General features: G+C 63.8%; 20 protein-coding genes. 10 read left to right on the forward strand and 10 right to left on the reverse strand.

Going from position 1 to position 19,610, the window contains the following annotated elements; genetic code table 11:
- The first annotated feature begins 3 nt into the window (after window positions 1-3).
- The 6 genes from NKI88_RS12915 to pmtA all read left to right on the forward strand — a co-directional run bounded on the left by NKI88_RS12915 (window position 4) and on the right by pmtA (window position 6,841).
- Complete coding sequence (locus NKI88_RS12915; RefSeq protein ID WP_023673203.1) at window positions 4-1,173, forward strand: AI-2E family transporter; 1,170 nt, start codon at window positions 4-6, stop codon at window positions 1,171-1,173.
- Between the two features lie 82 nt (window positions 1,174-1,255).
- Entirely contained in the window at window positions 1,256-1,459 is a 204-nt protein-coding gene (locus NKI88_RS12920; protein WP_352655456.1) for an arylamine N-acetyltransferase, read from the forward strand.
- A gap of 22 nt (window positions 1,460-1,481) precedes the next feature.
- On the forward strand, window positions 1,482-2,480 hold the full coding sequence (locus tag NKI88_RS12925; RefSeq protein ID WP_023673201.1) for an LLM class flavin-dependent oxidoreductase: 999 nt from the start codon (window positions 1,482-1,484) through the stop codon (window positions 2,478-2,480).
- Between the two features lie 371 nt (window positions 2,481-2,851).
- The gene (dnaK, locus tag NKI88_RS12930; RefSeq protein ID WP_023673200.1) at window positions 2,852-4,768 is read left to right on the forward strand and encodes a molecular chaperone DnaK; all 1,917 of its coding nucleotides are present in this window, start codon (window positions 2,852-2,854) and stop codon (window positions 4,766-4,768) included.
- A 219-nt stretch (window positions 4,769-4,987) separates the two neighbouring features.
- Window positions 4,988-6,118 (forward strand): molecular chaperone DnaJ, encoded by a 1,131-nt coding sequence (dnaJ, locus tag NKI88_RS12935; protein WP_023681322.1) that lies wholly within the window; start codon window positions 4,988-4,990, stop codon window positions 6,116-6,118.
- A gap of 117 nt (window positions 6,119-6,235) precedes the next feature.
- On the forward strand, window positions 6,236-6,841 hold the full coding sequence (gene pmtA / locus NKI88_RS12940) for a phospholipid N-methyltransferase PmtA (protein WP_023687484.1): 606 nt from the start codon (window positions 6,236-6,238) through the stop codon (window positions 6,839-6,841).
- Window positions 6,842-6,936: 95 nt separating this feature from the next.
- On the opposite strand, the gene NKI88_RS12945 is transcribed toward pmtA, so the two are convergent.
- Together NKI88_RS12945 and NKI88_RS12950 are read right to left on the reverse strand one after the other, a co-directional pair.
- Window positions 6,937-7,482: a LysR family transcriptional regulator substrate-binding protein gene (locus NKI88_RS12945; RefSeq protein WP_023696047.1), complete on the reverse strand. Its 546-nt coding sequence runs from the start codon at window positions 7,480-7,482 to the stop codon at window positions 6,937-6,939.
- 21 nt (window positions 7,483-7,503) lie between these two features.
- On the reverse strand, window positions 7,504-7,845 hold the full coding sequence (locus NKI88_RS12950) for a helix-turn-helix domain-containing protein (RefSeq protein ID WP_352655459.1): 342 nt from the start codon (window positions 7,843-7,845) through the stop codon (window positions 7,504-7,506).
- A gap of 122 nt (window positions 7,846-7,967) precedes the next feature.
- On the opposite strand from NKI88_RS12950, the gene NKI88_RS12955 reads away from it, so the two are divergent.
- The 4 genes from NKI88_RS12955 (at window position 7,968) to NKI88_RS12970 (ending at window position 10,307) form a co-directional block, all read left to right on the forward strand.
- The gene (locus NKI88_RS12955; RefSeq protein WP_352655461.1) at window positions 7,968-8,579 is read left to right on the forward strand and encodes a LysE family translocator; all 612 of its coding nucleotides are present in this window, start codon (window positions 7,968-7,970) and stop codon (window positions 8,577-8,579) included.
- 120 nt (window positions 8,580-8,699) lie between these two features.
- Window positions 8,700-9,296: an NADPH-dependent FMN reductase gene (locus NKI88_RS12960; protein ID WP_023701964.1), complete on the forward strand. Its 597-nt coding sequence runs from the start codon at window positions 8,700-8,702 to the stop codon at window positions 9,294-9,296.
- The gene (gene pyrF, locus NKI88_RS12965; RefSeq protein ID WP_023701963.1) at window positions 9,293-10,006 is read left to right on the forward strand and encodes an orotidine-5'-phosphate decarboxylase; all 714 of its coding nucleotides are present in this window, start codon (window positions 9,293-9,295) and stop codon (window positions 10,004-10,006) included. Before NKI88_RS12960 ends, pyrF begins: the two co-directional genes overlap by 4 nt.
- 13 nt (window positions 10,007-10,019) lie before the next feature.
- Window positions 10,020-10,307, forward strand: coding sequence for a DUF1330 domain-containing protein (locus tag NKI88_RS12970; protein ID WP_352652502.1), 288 nt, complete (start codon window positions 10,020-10,022; stop codon window positions 10,305-10,307).
- Window positions 10,308-10,325: 18 nt separating this feature from the next.
- Here NKI88_RS12970 and NKI88_RS12975 read toward each other — a convergent pair whose 3' ends face one another.
- From NKI88_RS12975 to NKI88_RS13010, 8 genes are all read right to left on the reverse strand, one after another.
- Window positions 10,326-11,579, reverse strand: coding sequence for a low temperature requirement protein A (locus NKI88_RS12975; RefSeq protein ID WP_352655464.1), 1,254 nt, complete (start codon window positions 11,577-11,579; stop codon window positions 10,326-10,328).
- Between the two features lie 90 nt (window positions 11,580-11,669).
- Window positions 11,670-12,731, reverse strand: coding sequence for a D-alanine--D-alanine ligase family protein (locus NKI88_RS12980; RefSeq protein ID WP_352655466.1), 1,062 nt, complete (start codon window positions 12,729-12,731; stop codon window positions 11,670-11,672).
- Window positions 12,732-12,826: 95 nt separating this feature from the next.
- A complete protein-coding gene (locus NKI88_RS12985) occupies window positions 12,827-13,702 on the reverse strand; it encodes an SMP-30/gluconolactonase/LRE family protein (RefSeq protein WP_352655468.1) in 876 nt (291 codons plus the stop codon).
- Window positions 13,702-14,343: a 2-dehydro-3-deoxy-6-phosphogalactonate aldolase gene (locus NKI88_RS12990; RefSeq protein WP_023741331.1), complete on the reverse strand. Its 642-nt coding sequence runs from the start codon at window positions 14,341-14,343 to the stop codon at window positions 13,702-13,704. Before NKI88_RS12990 ends, NKI88_RS12985 begins: the two co-directional genes overlap by 1 nt.
- 22 nt (window positions 14,344-14,365) lie before the next feature.
- Window positions 14,366-15,310 (reverse strand): 2-dehydro-3-deoxygalactonokinase, encoded by a 945-nt coding sequence (locus tag NKI88_RS12995; RefSeq protein ID WP_352655520.1) that lies wholly within the window; start codon window positions 15,308-15,310, stop codon window positions 14,366-14,368.
- Window positions 15,311-15,315: 5 nt separating this feature from the next.
- Window positions 15,316-16,083 (reverse strand): SDR family NAD(P)-dependent oxidoreductase, encoded by a 768-nt coding sequence (locus NKI88_RS13000; protein WP_352655470.1) that lies wholly within the window; start codon window positions 16,081-16,083, stop codon window positions 15,316-15,318.
- Window positions 16,084-16,252: 169 nt separating this feature from the next.
- Window positions 16,253-17,602, reverse strand: a complete 1,350-nt coding sequence (locus NKI88_RS13005; protein ID WP_352655472.1) for a putative bifunctional diguanylate cyclase/phosphodiesterase — start codon at window positions 17,600-17,602, stop codon at window positions 16,253-16,255.
- A gap of 100 nt (window positions 17,603-17,702) precedes the next feature.
- The gene (locus NKI88_RS13010; RefSeq protein WP_352655474.1) at window positions 17,703-19,502 is read right to left on the reverse strand and encodes a GtrA family protein; all 1,800 of its coding nucleotides are present in this window, start codon (window positions 19,500-19,502) and stop codon (window positions 17,703-17,705) included.
- Window positions 19,503-19,610: the final 108 nt, after the last annotated feature.

Consider the following 19,610-nt stretch of genomic DNA (forward strand, 5'->3'; position numbering starts at 1 on the left):
ATCATGAAAGCCGAACCCGCCGCTTTGGGTGCTGGCCTTGCCGAGACCGAAGAGGCGAGAGTTGTGGCGCGTGCCGACACGCATCTGATGCGTTCGCTGCTCATCGGGATCTTCCTGTTCATGGCCATCTACGCGCTGTATTTCGCGCGTGCTTTCTTCATGCCGGTTATCCTCGCCTTCCTGCTGACGCTGACGCTGACGCCAATCGTGCGCTTCCTGCGCAAGCGCGGCATTCCGGAAGTGGTTTCGGCGACAATGTTGGTCGTGCTGTCGATCTGCGTCTTCGGCGTTGCCGGCTATCTGCTCAGCGGCCCGGTCATCGACCTTCTCAACAACACCTCCTCGATCGGCCAACAACTTACCGAACGGCTGGCGCAATTACGGCGTCCGCTCGAGAGGATCATGCAGATCTCGCATCAGATTGAACAGATGACGGAGACCTCGCAGGAGCCGGGCATCCAGAAGGTGGCGATGGCGCAGTCCGGCGTCCTGTCGGCCGCCGCCAGCAACGTCCTGTCGGCGGGGACAAGCCTGACCATCATCTTCGTGCTGTCGCTGTTCCTGCTGGCGTCGGGCACGATGTTCTATGAGAAGATCATCCAGTCCTTCGCCAGCCTCAGCGAGAAGAAGCGGGCCTTGCGCGTCGTCTATGACGTCGAGCGCGAAATCTCGCATTATCTGCTCACCGTCACCGTCATCAATGCCGGTCTCGGCGCGGTTATCGGCCTTGGCCTGTGGGCGCTCGGCATGCCCAACCCGCTGGTCTGGGGAACGATGGCGGCGCTGCTCAACTTCCTGCCCTATGTCGGCGCGCTGATCACCATCGTGCTGGTCAGCGTCATTGCGATGATCAGCTTCGACTCGATCACCTACGCCCTTTTGGCGCCAGGCTTCGTGCTTTTGTGCGACATCGTCGAAGGCCAGTTCGTTACGCCGATGGTTGTCGGCCGGCGCCTCGAGATCAACGCCGTGGCGATCTTCATCGCCATCGCTTTCTGGTCCTGGCTTTGGGGCTTTGTCGGCGCGCTGATGGCGGTGCCGCTGCTGGTCGTCGTCAAAGTGTTCTGCGATCATTTCGATGGCCTCAGCCATGTCGGCAATTTTCTCGCCGCACAGCAGACGGCCGTGGTTGAGGAAGAAGCGGCCGAAGAGAACGGAAAGGCAGCGGCATAAGCTTGCCGCGCCTGTCCGTCATCGCGCATTTGTTGTCTTCAGGCGGAGTGCCTATATCGAGCCGGTCAAGCCGGACCCTGCGATGAACGATGCCTCCTTCGAACTCGATTCCTATTTCGACCGCATCGGCTATCGCGGTCCGATCGATGCGTCGCTCGACACGCTGAGCGCGCTGCATCGCCAGCATCCGCAGGCGATCCCGTTCGAGAATCTGGACCCGTTGCTTGGTGCCAGCTCGACATCGTCATTCCCGACCGCGCCTTCGAAACCAGGGTCAGGCAGTTGAACATCGTAAAGGCTTGAGGCCCATGACCGCACTTTCCGTTCTCGACCTATCGCCGATCGTCGAAGGCAGCGACGCCTCGCAATCGCTGGCAAATTCGCTCGACCTGGCCCGCCATGCCGAGCGGCTCGGCTACAGGCGCTACTGGCTGGCCGAGCACCACAACATGCCGGGCATCGCCAGCGCGGCGACCGCCGTGGTCATCGCCCATGTCGCCGGCGGCACCAAGACCATCCGCGTTGGCGCCGGTGGCATCATGCTGCCCAACCATGCGCCGCTGGTGATTGCCGAGCAGTTCGGCACGCTGGCGGCACTGCACCCCGGCCGCATCGACCTCGGCCTCGGCCGCGCGCCCGGCACCGATATGGGAACAGCGCGCGCGCTGCGCCGCAATCTCGAGGCGTCAGACAATTTCCCCCAGGATGTCGTCGAGCTGATGGGCTATTTCCAGCCGGCCGCGGAAGGCCAGCGTATCCACGCCGTGCCCGGCGAAGGCCAGAAGGTGCCGGTCTGGATCCTCGGTTCCAGCCTCTATGGCGCGCAGCTCGCCGCCATGCTCGGCCTGCCCTATGCGTTTGCCTCGCATTTCGCGCCGGCCGAACTCGACCATGCGCTGGAGATCTACCGTTCGCGCTTCCAGCCTTCGGAACAGCTGGACAAGCCCTATGTCATGCTCGGCCTCAACGTTTTCGCCGCACCGACCGATGGAGAGGCCAAACTGCTGTTCACCTCGTTGCAGCAGGCCTTCGTCAATCTGCGCACGGGGCGGGCCGGCCGCCTGCCGCCGCCGGTCGAGGGCTATGACCAGACGCTCGAGCCGATGGCAAAAACCATGATTTCGCAGGCGCTGTCCTGCGCCGTCGTCGGCTCCCCCGAAACCGTCCGGCAAGGCATAGACGCGTTCGTGCGCCGCACCGGCGCAGACGAGCTGATGGTGACCGCGCAGATCTTCGACCATGCGGCACGCGTGCGCTCGTTCGAAATCCTGGCCGAGGCGCATAAATCGCTGTCGCAGGCCGCGTGACGCTTTTGCCTGTGTCTGCTGTGGGCAGGCGCCTTCCTCAGCCAGGAGCCGCCTCTCTCACGCATAGGTGACGTTTTCTTGTGGTTTCGAAGCCGTGACTGGGCGCTTCGCCGGGGGATCGCGCAGATCCTGGGGTTTTGAGCGCGGTTTGAGCACATCCGGGCCGCCGGGCGGCTGTTCAAAGGCGCCAAGCGCGGCGCGGTGGATGCCATGCGCAGAATGCTTGCGCCCGATGCCGCCTGTTCTTATATACGCGCCAAGCCGCCCAGTGCCGGAATGCCGGTTGCCGGAGCGGAATTTCTTGTGAACAGGGGCTTTCGTCGGAACGCCTTACGGGTCCTGAGAGCCTGCTTAGCGGAGAGACTAGAAAAATGGCAAAAGTAATCGGTATCGATCTCGGCACCACCAACTCCTGCATCGCCATCATGGATGGCAAGGAGCCCAAGGTCATTGAAAATGCGGAAGGCGCGCGCACGACGCCTTCCATCGTCGCCATCTCGGGCGACGGCGAACGTCTCGTCGGCCAGCCGGCCAAGCGCCAGGCGGTCACCAATCCTGAAAACACCATCTTCGCGGTCAAGCGCCTGATCGGCCGCCGCTATGACGACCCGGTGACGGAGAAGGACAAGAAGCTTGTCCCCTACAAGATCGTCAAGGGCGACAATGGCGATGCCTGGGTCGAGGCCGGCGGCAAGAAGCAGTCGCCCAGCCAGATCTCGGCCATGATCCTGCAGAAGATGAAGGAAACGGCGGAGGCCTATCTCGGCGAGAAGGTCGAGAAGGCGGTCATCACCGTTCCGGCCTATTTCAATGACGCCCAGCGCCAGGCCACCAAGGACGCCGGCAAGATCGCCGGCCTTGAGGTGCTGCGCATCATCAACGAGCCGACGGCTGCAGCACTTGCCTACGGCCTCGACAAGAAGGATGGCAAGACCATTGCCGTCTATGACCTTGGCGGCGGCACGTTCGACATTTCGGTGCTCGAAATCGGCGACGGCGTGTTCGAAGTGAAGTCGACCAATGGCGACACCTTCCTCGGCGGCGAGGATTTCGACATGCGTCTCGTCGAATACCTGGCGGCCGAGTTCAAGAAGGAACAGGGCATCGACCTGAAGAACGACAAGCTTGCGCTGCAGCGCCTCAAGGAGGCGGCTGAAAAGGCCAAAATCGAGCTGTCGTCGACGACGCAGACCGAAATCAACCTGCCCTTCATCACCGCCGACGCGACCGGCCCCAAGCACCTGACACTGAAGCTGACCCGTGCCAAGTTCGAGCAGCTGGTCGACGATCTCGTCCAGCGCACCATCGAGCCCTGCAAGGCAGCGCTCAAGGATGCCGGGCTGAAGGCTGGCGAGATCGACGAAGTGGTCCTGGTCGGCGGCATGACCCGCATGCCCAAGATCCAGGAGATCGTGAAGCAGTTCTTCGGCAAGGAGCCGCACAAGGGCGTCAACCCGGATGAGGTCGTCGCACTCGGCGCCGCAATCCAGGCCGGCGTGCTGCAGGGCGACGTGAAGGACGTGCTGCTGCTCGACGTGACGCCGCTGTCGCTCGGCATCGAGACGCTGGGTGGCGTGTTCACCCGCCTGATCGAACGCAACACGACCATCCCGACCAAGAAGAGCCAGGTGTTCTCGACCGCTGAAGACAGTCAGTCGGCCGTGACCATCCGCGTCTTCCAGGGCGAGCGTGAAATGGCTGCCGACAACAAAGCGCTCGGCCAGTTCGACCTGGTCGGCATTCCGCCGGCGCCGCGCGGCGTGCCGCAGATCGAGGTCACTTTCGACATCGACGCCAACGGCATCGTCAACGTTTCGGCCAAGGACAAGGGCACCGGCAAGGAGCACCAGATCCGCATCCAGGCCTCTGGTGGCCTTTCGGACGCCGACATCGAGAAGATGGTCAAGGACGCCGAAGCCAATGCCGAGACCGACAAGCAGCGGCGTGCTTTGGTCGAGGCCCGCAACCAGGCCGAGGCGCTGGTGCACTCCTCCGAGAAGTCGCTGAAGGAATATGGCGACAAGGTTTCGGAAACCGAGCGCACGGCGATATCGGAGGCTATCACGGCGCTGAAGGCTGCTGCCGAAGGCGACGATGCCGCCGACATCGAGGCCAAGTCGCAGACGCTTGCCGAAGCATCCATGAAGCTCGGCCAGGCCATGTACGAAGCTTCGCAGAAGGAAGCGGCGGAAGCCGACGCCAAGGCGGACGCGGCCAAGGATAGCGACGTGGTCGACGCCGATTTCGAGGAAATCGACGAAAACGACGAGAAGAAGAAGTCGGCCTGACCGGTTGACGGCAAATAAAGCGGAAAGCCCGGCGCAAAGCCGGGCTTTTTTGCAACCCTCGCTGAAAAAGTGCGGGCCTTGCCGAAAAAGTCACTGAAAAACACAGGCACAAGCGCGCCGGCCCTAGCATCCGGGCATCACCGCTCCTAAATCGAGACAACGTGCCGGCAAACGACGCAACATGCATCAAGACGTTGAGCATCCGGACTGCGGGAAAAGATGAAAGCTGATTTCTACGAGACGCTGGGCGTGCAAAAGGGCGCCGACGAGAAGGAGCTCAAGAGCGCTTTCCGCAAGCTGGCCATGCAGTTCCATCCCGACCGCAATCCCGGCGATCACTCCTGCGAGCACAAGTTCAAGGAAATCAACGAAGCCTACGAAACGCTGAAGGACCCGCAGAAGCGCGCGGCCTATGACCGTTTCGGTCACGCCGCCTTCGAGCAGGGCGGCATGAATGGCGGCGCGCAAGGTTTTGGCGCCGGCGGCTTCGCCGACATTTTCGAGGATATTTTCGGCGACATGATGGGCGGGCGCCAGCGCCGCTCGTCGGGCGGCCGCGAGCGTGGCGCCGATTTGCGCTACAATATGGAAATCACGCTGGAAGAAGCGTTTGCCGGCAAGACCGCGCAAATCCGCGTGCCGGCCTCGATCTCATGCACGGAATGCTCCGGGACCGGCGCCAAGCCCGGCACCCAGCCGGTGACCTGCTCGATGTGCCATGGCCACGGCAAGGTACGAGCGACACAAGGCTTCTTCTCGATCGAGCGTACCTGCCCGCAATGCCAAGGCCGCGGCCAGACGATCAAGGACCCGTGCCCGAAATGCGCCGGCCAGGGCCGCGTCACCGAGGAACGCTCGCTGTCGGTCAATATCCCGGCCGGCATCGAGGACGGCACCCGCATCCGGCTTGCCAATGAGGGCGAGGCGGGCCTGCGCGGCGGCCCATCGGGCGACCTCTATATTTTCCTGGCGGTGAAGCCGCATGAATTCTTCCAGCGCGACGGCGCCGATCTCTACTGCAAGGTGCCGATATCGATGACGACGGCCGCCCTTGGCGGCTCGTTCGAGGTGACGACGCTGGACGGCAGTCAGACCAAGGTGAAAGTGACCGAAGGCACGCAGAACGGCCGCCAGTTCCGCCTCAAGGGCAAGGGCATGCCGGTGCTGCGCCAGCCCAATGTCGGCGACCTCTATATCCAGACCGCGGTCGAAACGCCGCAAAACCTGTCGCGCCGCCAGCGCGAGCTGCTGGAAGAGTTCGAGCAGCTGTCGTCGAAGGACAATTCGCCCCAGTCGAGCGGCTTTTTCGCCCGCATGAAGGACTTTTTCGAATCCTTCGGCGAGCACTGAACCCAAACCAAGGCCGCCACGCTTCCCGAACGTCATCAACATCTTATGCCAGATCGCGCCTTGCCTTGGACCTGTTAGCTGCTAAGTAGCGTTCGGGGAGTGTTGAGGAGAACTTGCATGGCACGTGGTCCGGGATTGCGGAAGGCGCTGGCGGAAAAGTTCGACGACGAACTCAAATTCTTCAAAGGCTGGATCGACAAGCCGAAGTCGGTCGGTTCGATCGTGCCGACAAGCTCCATCACCGCCCGCAAGATGGCTTCCATCGTCAATCCGAAGTCCGGCCTGCCGGTGCTTGAAGTCGGACCCGGCACAGGCGTCATCACCCGTGCAATCCTCGCCCAGGGCGTTAAGCCCGAAAACCTGTACGCGGTCGAATATTCCACCGATTTCGTGCGCCATCTGCGCCAGCTCTATCCCGGCGTCAACGTCATCGAGGGCGATGCCTTCAATCTCAACGCCACGCTTGGCGAGAAGAGCGGGATGGTTTTCGATTCCGTCGTCTCCGGCGTGCCGCTGCTCAATTTTCCGGTCGCACAGCGGATCGCCTATATTGAAAGCCTGCTAGACCGCATCCCGGTTGGACGGCCGATCGTGCAGCTGACCTATGGGCCGTTGTCGCCGATCCCGCCCGGCCGCGGCAATTACACGGTCAAGCATTTCGACTTCATCTTCCGCAACATCCCGCCGACGCAGCTGTGGATCTACCGGCGGGAAGCGCATTAGCTGGTATTGGGGGCGGGAGAAGTCTCTGGCGCCTTGTAGAGGATCGACGTCTCCCGAAGGAAGCTCGATTGAGGGTCGATCCACATCCTTGACTGTTATCCGCCTCGCAAACTCGTGGCGACTTCTCTGATCGCCGCGCACATGGCCCGCACGGCCGTTGCTTCGGCGCTGCTGGAGAACAGAAGCAACAGAGGCCGACGCGCACGCGGCTCCAGAGGACGCCTCGCGACGGTTCGCTGCCAATCGGCCGGAAACGCCAGGCCTGGCGCAATCGACAAACCGCGCCCGGCCCCAACCAGAGCAAGCAGCGCCGCCATATCGCTCGCCGACAGGATGACAACTGGCGCAACGCCAAAATCCTGGAACAATTCGGCAAGCATTGGTCCGCAGCCGCCGCTCGACATGATGAATGGCTGGCCGTCGAGAGCGCGGATCGGAAATGACCCGCCTTGGACTGAGTTCTTTTGCGATGACGCCACAAAGAGTTCGTCGTCGACAAGTTCCTCGGCTTGGCAATTGCCGGCGATGTAGGACAGTCCAATATCGGCGGCACCGCGATCGACCCACTCCGCCACCTCGGTATCCGTGCCCAAGAGCAGTTCGACAGCAAGCTCCGGGTGCCGGACGGAAGTAATGTTCAACGCATATGGAGCAATCTTTACCTAGGCGCTGCTGACCAGCGCGAGCCGTACTCTGCCTTTGATGGAGTGTTCCCGTAGGCCGGCAAGACGGCCTAAAGCATGCAAAGCGGCGCGCGCCGCATCCAAAGCCGCCTCGCCGGTTGCGGTGAAAGCGACACCGCGCCGATCACGTATGACGAGGGGCGCGCCAACGATCTCCTCCAGCGCCTTCATTGCATGGCTTATGGCCGATTGAGAAAGACAGAGCCGCTCGGCGGTTTTCGTGAAGCTGCGCGTCTCGCTGAGCGATGTCAGGACGCGCACCATCGTGATGTTGATATTAGCTTTGTTCATGGCTGCCGAAATATCTTTCATTTCGCTCATATTAAAGAGCGCTGTAGGTTTTGTGAAGGTGAGGGAAACGACCCTCGAAATCGGCGAGCGGCTTTCCTGGCCTCTCCGGCATGCAGGCGTGCGGTACGACGAGACTGAAACTGGAGTATCGCATGAGCTACCTTCCGCAATTCCTGACCCTTGCTTCGGTCTTCCTGCTCGGCGCCATGAGCCCAGGACCCGATTTTGTAGCCGTGACTTCCCATGCGCTGATCAGCCGTCGCGCGGGGTTCCATGTGGCGCTTGGCATTGCCGCAGCGATCATGGTGTGGGCGGCTCTCGCGATGTGTGGCCTGGGCCTCGTACTGACGCAGATTGCATGGGCTCACCTTGCCGTCCGGATCGCCGGTGCCGTGTATCTCGGTTACCTGGGCAGCAAGATCCTTTTGTCGGCTTGGCAGGCGCGGCTACCGCTGGCCGTCGGTGGCGCAGAGACTACGGCTCCTTGGCGAAGCGGATTCGTTGTCGGAATTACAAATCCGAAGACGGCCGCGTTCTTCGCGAGCCTGTTCATATCGGTATTGCCGATGCAGGCTCCGATCTGGGTCCAGGCAGTGTCGCTGGCCATAATCGGGCTGGTCGCGATGGCGTGGTTTGGGCTTGTCGCGCTAATGTTCTCCACAAGAAGGGTTCGGTCGGTATATGGCAGCGTCCGCAGGCCGATAGATGCCTTGCTCGGAGTTGCACTCATCGCGCTGAGTGCAAGAATTGCGGTCACCCACTAGCAATAGCCCAGCTGCTCGGCACACCTTCGCGCGCTTGCCCCCCGATCGTTTCCGTTTTTTGGGCCAGTGCGTTGATTTGCGCAGCCTCTGGCTGTACCTGTCCGGGAACAAGAGTGGCCAATGGCTGTGATCGCGAAAATCCTCGTCTTCGCCGGCTCGGTGCGCAGCGGCGCCTTCAGCGGCAGGACCGCCGATGTGGCGCAGAAGGAGCTGGCCATGCAAGGCGCCGAGGTGACGCGCATTTCGCTGGCCGACTATCCGCTGCCGATCATCGACGAGGACCTCGAAAAGGAAAAAGGCGTTCCCGACAACGCCGTGAAGCTCGGCCGGCTGATCGCCGCCCATGACGGGCTGCTGATCGCGACGCCGGAATATAATGGCTCGATCCCGCCACTGCTCAAGAACACGATCGACTGGGTAAGCCGGGTGCGCCTCGATGGCGGCTGGCCGGTGAGGCCATTTGTCGGCAAGGTCGCCGGCCTGTGCTCGTCTTCGAACGGACATTTCGCCGGGATCCGCTGCATCAACCATCTGCGCGCCGTGCTGGTGCGCTGCCAGCTGGAGATGGTGACGCCGGAATGCTCGGTATCCGATGGCGGCAGTGCCTTCGACGGCGACGGCAATTTCAGGGATGATAGACTGACCAAATCGATGGAGCACCTATGCCGCACGCTGATCGAAACCTCGCGCATGCTATCGACCCGGACCGGGGCATGATTTCCACAGCCATGCAGGCCCATACCATGAGAGACAGGCTGATCGTCGGCCTCGACGTGCCGACGGTGAAAGAGGCCGAACAGGCGGTGCGCGAACTCGACGGCGTCGTCTCCTTCTACAAGATCGGCTACCAGCTGGCCTTCGCCGGCGGGCTCGACTTCGCCAGGGAGTTGGCCAGCGGCGGCACCAGAATCTTCCTCGACATGAAGCTGCTCGACATCGACCACACGGTGGCCAAGGGTGTCGAGAACATCGTGCGCATGGGCATGACCATGCTGACCATCCACGCCTATCCCAAGGCGATGCGGGCCGCGGTGGAGGCCGCCAGGGGCAGCGACCTGTGCCTGCTGGCGGTCAGCGTGCTGACCTCGATGGACGAGCAGGACGTGATCGACGCCGGCTATGAATATGACCCGCACACGCTGGTGCTGAGGCGCGCCGAACAGGCGCTGCATGCAGGCATGGGCGGCGTCGTCTGCTCGGCCGAGGAGGCGGAAGCGGTGCGCCGCATCGTCGGACCCGACCTGGCGGTGGTGACGCCGGGGATACGGCCCAAGGGCAGCGACCATGGTGACCAGAAACGCGTGGTGACGCCCGGCCAGGCGATCCGCAACGGCTCCAGCCATCTTGTTGTGGGCCGGCCAATCGTGGCGGCAAGCGACAGGCGCGCGGCGGCGGAAGCCATACTGGAAGAGATGCGCGCCGCGTAACGAGGAGAAGAAAATGCGCAAGGGATACTGGATAGCCCGCGTCGATGTGTGCGACGCTGAAGGCTACAAGGACTATGTCGCTGCCGCCAAGCTCGCTTTCGACCGTTTCGACGTGAAGTTCCTTGCCCGTGGCGGTGAGCATGAAAAGGCCGAGGGGCCTGGCCGCGCCCGCAATGTCATTATCGAGTTCGAATCGCTCAGCGCGGCGCATGACTGCTACCACTCGCCGGAGTACCAGCGCGCCGTGGCCATCCGTCAGAAAGTAGCCGATGGCGAGATCGTGCTGGTCGAGGGTATCTGACGCGCGAAGCTGCTCTGCTCAGTGCGGCGCTTCCTCCTGCGCCAGCACCTCCAGTTGATGGCGGTGCCCCGACAGCTCATAGCCGACAACGGTGACGGCCGGCGCTAGCGTGAGTAAGATGAGGCAGACCGCCATGTCGACGCCGGCAATGGCGGCGATGATGGCAAGTGCGACGACCGCAGCCGTTCCCGCCAGCAGCCAGACGTGGAGTGGATCGAAGCGCTGGACGAGATAATAATACAGCGCATAGATCGCCCCCAGGAACACGCCTAGCGGAATGGCGACTGACAGCAGGGTCGCTACCGGGCCGTTATGGGTCATGTGCTCGATGAAATAGGCCGCGACATGCAGCCCGGCGCCGGTGGCGACGATGGCAGCGACGATCACCATCTGGCCATAGCCCCAGACGAAGGAACGGCTGCGGTGCTGGTGCAGCACCGTCCCCGAGGGCAGCATGTAATAGACCCACCACATGCCGAAGGTGAGACCCATTCCGGCAATGCCGATCAAGGCGGCATCGAGGTTCCAGCCCTGCTCCTCGACCACGGCCGACAGCGTCGCCAGCGTGCCGACCACCCCTTCGCCCAGCGCGATAATGGCGAACAGGCTGTAGCGCTCGGCGACGTGATGTGCGTGCCAGGGCGTGCCGCCATCCCGGCGTTCGGCGATGACCGGTCCGGCAAGCTCGATGAGAAGCAGGACCGCGCCGAAAGCCAGGCTCGTCGCCAGCGAGAAATCGACCAGGATCTGCACCACCCAGCCGATCTGGGCGATCGCGATGGCGATGGCATAGGTGAGACAGGCACGCCGCCGCCCAAGGTCCTGCCGCGCCGCGCGCAGCCATTGGAAGATCATGGCGACGCGCATGATGACGTAGCCCAGCACCATGACCGAATTGTTGAGGTGTTCGCCATGCTCGATCGAGGCGAACATGCGCGGCAGGCCGATGGCCAGCACCAGCACGCCGATCATCTGCACCATGGTGACGAGGCGGAAGATCCAATCGTCGGTGTCATAGGCGGAGGAAAACCAGGAGAAATTGATCCACGCCCAGCAGATGGCGAAGCTGGCAAAGCCGAAGCCGATCAGCGCCGCCGCGTAGTTGCCCTCGGCAAGGGCGTGCGCCAGTTGCGCGGCGGCAAGGCTGAAGGCGGTGACGAAGGTTAGATCGAACAGCAGCTCGAGCGGCGTGGCGACGCGATGCGCCTCGTGCGGATCGCGCCCGGCCATGCGCCTGATGTGATGGTGGAGGGAGCTTGCTGGTGTGCTCATCGCGCGGCCTTGCCTGAGGACTGTCCCGCGACACTAAAGGTGGAGCAAAAGCCGTCAAGGCGCGGTAGGTCGCGCTGGTCCCTCGACCGTTCAGATCGCCTGTCGGTTCAGTCGGTTCGCCGCCGTCTCGGCAACCGCATCGGCCAGCGTCATGCCCCATTGCATCAGGCAATAGGCGCGGAAATCGAAGCAGGGCAGGCCGGGACAGACCTCGAACTCGATGAGGTGGACATGGTCGTTAGCCTCGACCCTGAAATCGAGGGAAAACACGTCTCGCAGGCCGAGCCCGCTGACCAGCCGCTCGGCGATGCGGCGGATGGTTGCCGCGGCTGCCGGCTGGGTGTCGGCAACCGCCTCCAGCACCGGCTCGCTGTATAGTCCAGCCGCCTTGGCGGCCTCTCCGGTGTCGCCGTAAAGCGCCATCGAGTCCGCCATGGTCTGGAAATCGCCGCCGGAGTCGACGAATGCAACGCCGAGCGCTTCCGCCCCGGCATCCGTTTGCAGCCCAAGGAAGCTGGCGCGGACATTGCGACCGCCGACATAGGGCTGGACGACGACATCGTCGCGATAAGCGGCATAGACCCGCCGGCTAAGCTCCAGCGCATGGGCCAGGTCGTTGCAGCGTGAATCCGGCCAGATGCCTACCTTGGAGCCGAGCCGGTTCGGCTTGACGAACCAGCCGGCTTCCGAAGCTGGCGGGTCGGCCAGCCAGCGGCCGTCGCGGGCCAGGCCTGCCTGCGGCGCCGGCAGGCCGAGCGCGCAAAGCACGGCGCCGGAACGGAACTTGTCCTGGCAAAGCGCGAACAGCGCATCGTCGGCTCCGATGGTTCTAAGCCCATTCAGCCTGGCAAGTGCGGGCGCTGCAGCACCGCGGAAATAGGCAATGCCGTCGGTCAGCGTCCAGACCAGCGTGGTTGCGGGATCGGCCTTCGCCAGCGCGCTTGCCGCATCGTCGAGTGCAACCGGCATAAAGGCGAAGCCGCGCCGCCCGCAAGCGGCAGTGAGCTCATCGAATTCGGGCGCGAGATCGGTCGATTGCGCCAGATAGGACGAGATTTCCAGGGCGCGCTCGGCGGGAAAGCCGTCGGCGACCAGCCGGTCGAGACAGGCCTTTTCCGGCTCATGGACGAGGATCAGGGTCGGGCGCGGCATGGATCAGGACCTTCGGTGGTGTTGTCCCACCATGGCATGGCCCCTGCTTCAGACTTGCGCGAAACCGACCGAGGCGGACGCCTGCGCGACAGCGCTCAGGCGATGACCACGCGCGGCTCGAAGCGGCCGTTGACGGGGATGTCGAGCAGGAAGGTCATGCCGGCCTGTGGGTCGAGCTTGCGCTGCTTGTCGTCCTTGCCTTTCCAGGCCGAGGTCACCGCCAGCCGATCGGCCTTGGCGCCGACAAAGGCCGGGCACGAGGACTGCCCCGCCGGCACGGCAATTTCGCGCAACAATGTGCCGTCCGGCGCATAAGCCTTCACCGCCTTGCCGCCCCAGACGGCATTCCACAGCACGCCGTCGCGATCAACGACCGAGCCGTCGACAAAGCCCTTGGACGAGCGATGGTCGACGAACACTTTGGACTCGCCGACCGGCAGGCCAGTCGCCGGATCGCAGGCGACCCGCATCAACAGGCCGGTCGAGGTGTCGGTGTAATAGGCAATCGAGCCGTCTTCGGAAAAACAGATCGAATTCGATACTGTGATGCCGGTGTAAAGCGTGCGCAATTCGCCCTTGAAGAACCAGTAGATGGCGCCGGCGCCCTTCTCCTCACCCTTGCCCATCGTGCCGACCCAGAAGGCGCCGCACGGATGGACGCGCGAATCGTTGGAGCGGGTCAGCGCATTGTCGGCCTCGATGGGCGTATGCAGCGTCAGCTTGCCGGTCGAGACGTCGCGGACATGCAGGCCGGTCTCGGTGGCGATGAGCTGGCGATTGTCATCGACAATGGCGATGGCGCTGGCCATCTGACCGAGCTCATGGACTTTCCGCGCGCCGGACGTGACACCCTGCTCCAGCAGCAGGCCGTTGACAATGTCGAACCAGAACAGCGTATCGGTGGCGGGATCGTAGCTCGGCCCCTCGCCGAGCTCGCAGACATGGTCCGAGAAAACCGAAACGTTTTCCATCATGCCGCTCCGCCGAACGCCGCATCCCAGGCCGTCACCGCCGCCTGCGCGCGCGAGGCCACCTCGTCGACGCTCATGCCGGGTTTGAACAGGCTGGAGCCAAGACCAAAAGCAGTCACCCCAGCGGCTTTGTAGCCGGCAAAGTCTTTGTCGGAAACGCCGCCGACGGCGCCGACCACGGTATCGGCCGGCAGCACGGCCCGCATCGCCGAAATGCCGCTAGGCCCGAGCACGCTTGCCGGGAAGAATTTGAGCGCCGAAGCCCCAAGCCTAATCGCCTGAAAAGCTTCGGTGGGGGTGAACACGCCTGGCATCGTCACCATGCCATGGTGCATGGCGCGGGCCATGACTTCGGCATCGATGTTGGGGCTGACCAGCAGCCTCCCGCCGGCCTTGGCCAGGGCGTCGACATCGGCTGAAGTCAGCACCGTGCCGGCGCCGACCAGCGTTGTCTTGGGCACTGCGGTGACAATGCTGGCGATCGATGAAAACGGCTCCGGCGAATTGAGCGGCACCTCGATGGCTTCGATGCCGGCGTCAAACAGCGCCTGGCAGATGGCAACCGCCTCGCTGGGTTTGAGGCCGCGCAGAATGGCGATAAGACCACGCTTGAGCTTCGGGAAGGGGGCGGTCTGGGTCACGCTGTCACTCCACTCTGGTGAGTCATTTGGCGATCATGCCATTTTCCCGCGCTGCCTCGATAAGGCCGGCACGCACCGCCTCGTCGGCGTCGACCGTCCTGACGGCAAGCCCTGCAAGGTCGAGCGCCTGGCGGTAGAGGGCTGCTAGCGACCCCGAGGCGACCAGCACGATTGCGGTGGTGCTTTCGCCATAGCGGCGGCCCGCCGAGGCGATCTCGCCGCCGATCAGCAGGCCGGACAGGCAAGCGGCGGCATCGTCGGCCTTGAGGTCCTGCAGCAGGCCGGCGGCGCGGATCGAGAACAGCCGCGAGGTGACATCGCCGCCCTCGGCCAAAGCCTTGCGGCACCATTCCCGGAACAACGGATTGTCCGGAATGACCGGCTTCGGGCTCTCGCCCAGCGAATGGCGCAGGATCGAGTGAGTGGCCAGCACCGAAAACAGCTCTCCGGTCGGCCAGGTGCAGAAGCCGTCGACCGCGCCGTCTTCAACCAGAACCCACTTCGAATGGGTGCCGGGCATGCAGACGAGATGGCGACCTTTTGCCGGCAAACCGGCGCCGGCAAGCTGGGTTTCCTCGCCGCGGATTACGTCCGGCGCATCTTCCAGGCGCTGCGCCAGGCCAGGCACGATGCGGATGTCGCGGCTCTGGCCGGGAATGCAGGCGGCCCCCGCGAGGATGGCACTGAGCGGCCCCGGCACGGTGACGTAAGGCGCTTCCAGCCAACCCTGGCGCGAGCCGGCCATGCCGCAGATGATGACCGGCAGTGTGTCAGGTGCGCCGAGCGCCGCCAGATGGCCCTCGAGGATGATCGAAAAGCCTTTTTGCTGCGCGGTGATCAACCCATCATCGCCGCGACGCTCGGCAAGCACCCCGCCCGCCTCGTCGACCAGCCAGACCCGCATGCGGGTCGTGCCCCAGTCGACGGCGGCGACTGCTGGCGTGCCTTTTGCCGGATTTTGATTCACCGGGCTCACAGGAAACCCCCGTCGACGATCAACATCTGCGCCGTCAGCATACGTGAGGCGTCGGAGGCCAGGAACAGCACTGTGCCGACGATGTCGTCGGGCTGCATGACCTGCTTGATGCATTGCTTGGCGACATGGGCGGCGAGCCTCTCCTCGGTGACCCAGAGTTCCCGCTGCCGCTCGGTGATCACCCAGCCCGGCGCAATCGCATTGACGCGGATGCCGTCGACCCCAAGCTTGCCCGCGAGACCTTTGGTGAGGCCGAGTATGCCGGCCTTGGCGGCGGTGTAGGCCGGCATATCGGGGTGGTTGATGAGATAGGAGGTTGAGGTGAAGTTGATGATCGACCCGCCGCCGGCCCGCTTCATGCCCGGCGCGACCGCCTGTGCGGTGAAGAAATGCGGGCGCAGATTGACGGCGAGATTGTTGTCCCAGAACTCGACGGTAACGTCGGCGACGTCGTGGCGTTCGTCCCATGCGGCATTGTTGACCAGCACGGTGACGTCGCCATGCGCCTCGGCCGCTTTGGCGGCCGAAGCGCGCAACGCCTCGACGTCACGCAAATCGGTCTTGAGGTAGAGCGGTCGCCGGCCAAGTTCTTTTTCGACGCGGTCGGCAAGCAGCGTGCTTGGGCCATCGGCGATGTCGATGAAGGCGACATGGGCGCCTTGGCGAACGAAGCCCTCGGTCAGTGCCGCACCAATTCCGGAACCGCCGCCGGTGATCAGCACCGAGGCTCCCCTGAGGTCGGCAAAATCGGCCGATGGCATCATATTTTTCTCTCCCGATCCGGTCGGCGCGCATCCTATCCAGCCAAGTCCGGGGAGCAAGGGCGAAAACGGCGATTTGTTTGGCTTATGTCAGACAAAAGGACGCAAGATGGCGGCCACAGTCGATCTTGGCTCGCACCGCTGACTTGCTCGACGCAGGCAAGACCGCCGGTCAGACTGCCTTGGCGTAGAGGGCGCCGCGATAGGAATCGCGGAGGTAGCCGAGCGTGGCGTCGGCGTCGACCGGTTTGCCGAAGAGATAGCCCTGGCCGCCGGCGCAGCCGAACTGGACGAGGCGGTCGGCCTGCGCCTCCTCCTCGATGCCTTCGGCGACGACATCCATGCCGAGCCCTTCGCACATGGCCAGAATGGCGCGGATGATGTGTTCCGACGGGCGGTCGTCGAGGATCGAGGAGACGAAGGCGCGGTCGATCTTGAGCTTGTCGAAATGGAATTCGCGCAAGCGGCCGAGCGAGGACTGGCCGGTGCCGAAATCGTCGAGCGAGACTCGGATGCCGACGCGACGCAGGTCCTCGACGATCTTCTCGGCCGAGGCCGGATCGTTCATCAGGCCGGTTTCGGTGATCTCGATCTCCAGCCGTCGCGGATCGAAGCCGGTGCGGTCGAGGATCGACAATATGTGCAGGCCGGTGTTCTGGTCGACGAGTTGCGAGGGCGACAGGTTGAAGGACAGGAACAGGTCCTTCGGCCAGCTGCGCGCCGCTTCGGTCGCCTTGCGCAGCACCAGCTGCGATAGCGGGCCGATGATGCCGCGCTCTTCGGCGATCGGGATGAACACGGTCGGCGGCACCACGCCGAGGTCGCGATCGGTCCAGCGCGCCAGCGTCTCGAAGCCGATGGTGCGGCGGGTGGTCAAATCGACGATGGGCTGGAAATGCGGTTCGACCTCACCGGCCGAGACGGCACGGCGCAGCGCCTGTTCGATGCGGGTGACGCGCTTGGCCGCCTCTTCCATTTCGCGGGTGTAGACGACGACCCGGCCACGGCCCGAACGCTTGGCGTGGTAGAGCGCCGTTTCGGCCTTGTTGACGAGGATTTCCGTGGTTTCGTCGCCGGAATAAAAGAGCGAGCAGCCGACCGAGGCCGAAAGCCTGGCGGTGCGTTCGCCGACATCGTAGGGCGCCGACAGGATTTCGATCATCATGCGCGACTTCTCGGCCGCCGCTTCCTCCGAGAACACCATCGGATACAGGAAGGCGAATTCGTCGGAGCCGATGCGGCAAACGGTGGAGTGGCTGTCCATCGAAGCGCGCAGCCGCATTGCCACCTGGATCAATATGTCGTCGCCGGCCTTGTGGCCGAACAGATCGTTGATCGGCTTGAAGCCGTCGAGGTCGAGAATGCCGACCGTGAACGGCGCGGGATCGTCCGCACGGTCGCTGATCAGGCGATCGACCTTGTCGAAGAAGCGGCGATGGTTGCCAAGCCCGGTCAGCGCATCGGTGAACGCCAGATCCGAGTTTTCCCTGCTTGCCTGCCCGGTGCCAAACGTCGTTTGCATCGGTATCCCTGTTTGTGACGCCCGAAATTTAGGCTGAGACTGGCAGCAAAGCGTTTAGGAAGCGTATCGCGAAATCGATTTTTCGCTGGCGAATGATGCTTTAGCGGACGCGGTAGAGTTCGACCGGGTCTCCGCGCGTTTCGGCCACCGGTTCGAGCCAATCGGGGACGCTTCCCTGCATCAGCCCGGCCAGGAAGCCTTGCGGCGCCTTGGCGGCGAGCACCTTGCTTTCGGCGCTGCCGCGGCACAGCGCCACCAGGCCGACGTGATGAGCCGCTGCGATCGTCCCCGCCTGGTCCGCCGATCCGAGGAAGGCATCGAGCGCAAGCAGATCGCCGGCGATGTTGCGATGATAGGGGCCGGCAAAGACGCGGTGCCCGGAATAGGCAAGGATGGGCGAGCCGAGATTGGAAATGGCAAGCACCGTGGTGTCCGGCAGCCGGGCCAACGCCGCGAAGGAGGCCTTGCGCTCGCAGGACGGATCGCTGTCGGTGTCCTGTGCCTCGACCGAGACCTTGCTGGCCTCGAATACGTTCGACGTCGCGGCGGCAGCACCGGCCCAGACGGCATTCACCGACACCACCCAGACCGCCGCCATGCGCAGCGATACGCTGCGCGCAGGGCTGATCCTCGCCCGTTCGCGCCAGCTTGCGATCCAGGCCGACAGCGGGATGGCGGCAAAGGCGATCGAGAATGTCGAGCCGCGGACCTGCCAGGCGCTGACGATGAAGGCGCCGACCAGCAAGGCGCCGACGAGGCTGTCCTGGCGGCGCCATGGTCCGCGCAGGCGAAGCGCCATCAGCGCGATCGCCACCAGCGGCGTGACATAGCGCGCCGCCAGCGAGGCCGGCTCATTGACGGCAATACTGAACAGCGACTGCGCCTCGTCAATGTGATCGAGCCACAATTCCTTGAGGCGCGGATCGAGGTTTGCGTAGGGAGCCGCAAGGCATTGCGGAAACAGCGCCACGACGACGGCGCCCAGCCCAAGCGCGAGCAGGGTAAGCGAGATCAGGCGGCGGCTGGCCGTGCCATTGGACACCGTGAGCGACGTCACGGCGGCAAGGCCCAGTCCGGCGATTGCCGCCACCACGAACTGCACAGCCGAGAAGGCATCGCACTGCGGCTGGCCCATGGCCGATGGCGGGATGGTGGTGACGAAGACCAGGGCTGAAACCCCGGCAAAGCCGAGACCGAAATCCCTGGCGATCCGGCGTTCGCCGCCGGGATCGACGACGAACAGCAAAGCGATGCAGGCGCCGATGGTGGCAACATAGGGCGCGGTTTCCATGCCGACGGCCAGCGTCAGGGCCGCACACAGCCCGGAAATCAGCGCCGCCCAGCGACGCGCCGGCGCCTCGAGCAGCAGGCTGAGGCTGGCCATGGTCAGCGTCAGCTGGACATTGTGATGATCGAGCGCACCCGGCAAGAAAATGCCGATGAAATGCAGCGCCGCCGCGCCGATGACGATAGCAGGCAGCACGGCGCCGACGCCGGCGAAGCTGCGTGCCGCACGGGCTGTAAAAAACACCGCCAGGCAAAACAGCAGCGACGGCCACAGCACCTGTGCGATCGCTTCGGCCATGGCCATGCTGCGGGTCAGCGCCGAGGCGGCGAGGATGATGACGGCGAGCGGTGCGTCGACCAGCCGCGACCAGTGCATGACGAAACCGCCTTCCGGCCCCATCCTGTACTGATGCAGGTCGAACCAGCCCTGGCCGGCCAGCATGTCGCGAACCTCGACCAGCCGCAGCAGGCTGTCATTGTCGCCGCCGGCATTGCTCAATTCGCGAAAGCCCGTGGCGGCATTGACAGCCAGCACCACCAGCATGGCAAGCAGCGCCAGCGTCATATCGGACTTCCAGGAGGAAGCACCCGCCTTGGCTGCGTTCATCATCATGACCTTCGTCGGAAAGACTGCGGCCTTAAACCTAGCCTTAACAGCTTCAATAAATAGTAAAGTCGCCTGAGCGAGGCCGCATATGAGCGCGGCCGGAGGCTCCGCCGG

The sequence above is a fragment of the Mesorhizobium sp. M0317 genome, assembly GCF_040321555.1.
Classification (GTDB): Bacteria; Pseudomonadota; Alphaproteobacteria; order Rhizobiales; family Rhizobiaceae; genus Mesorhizobium.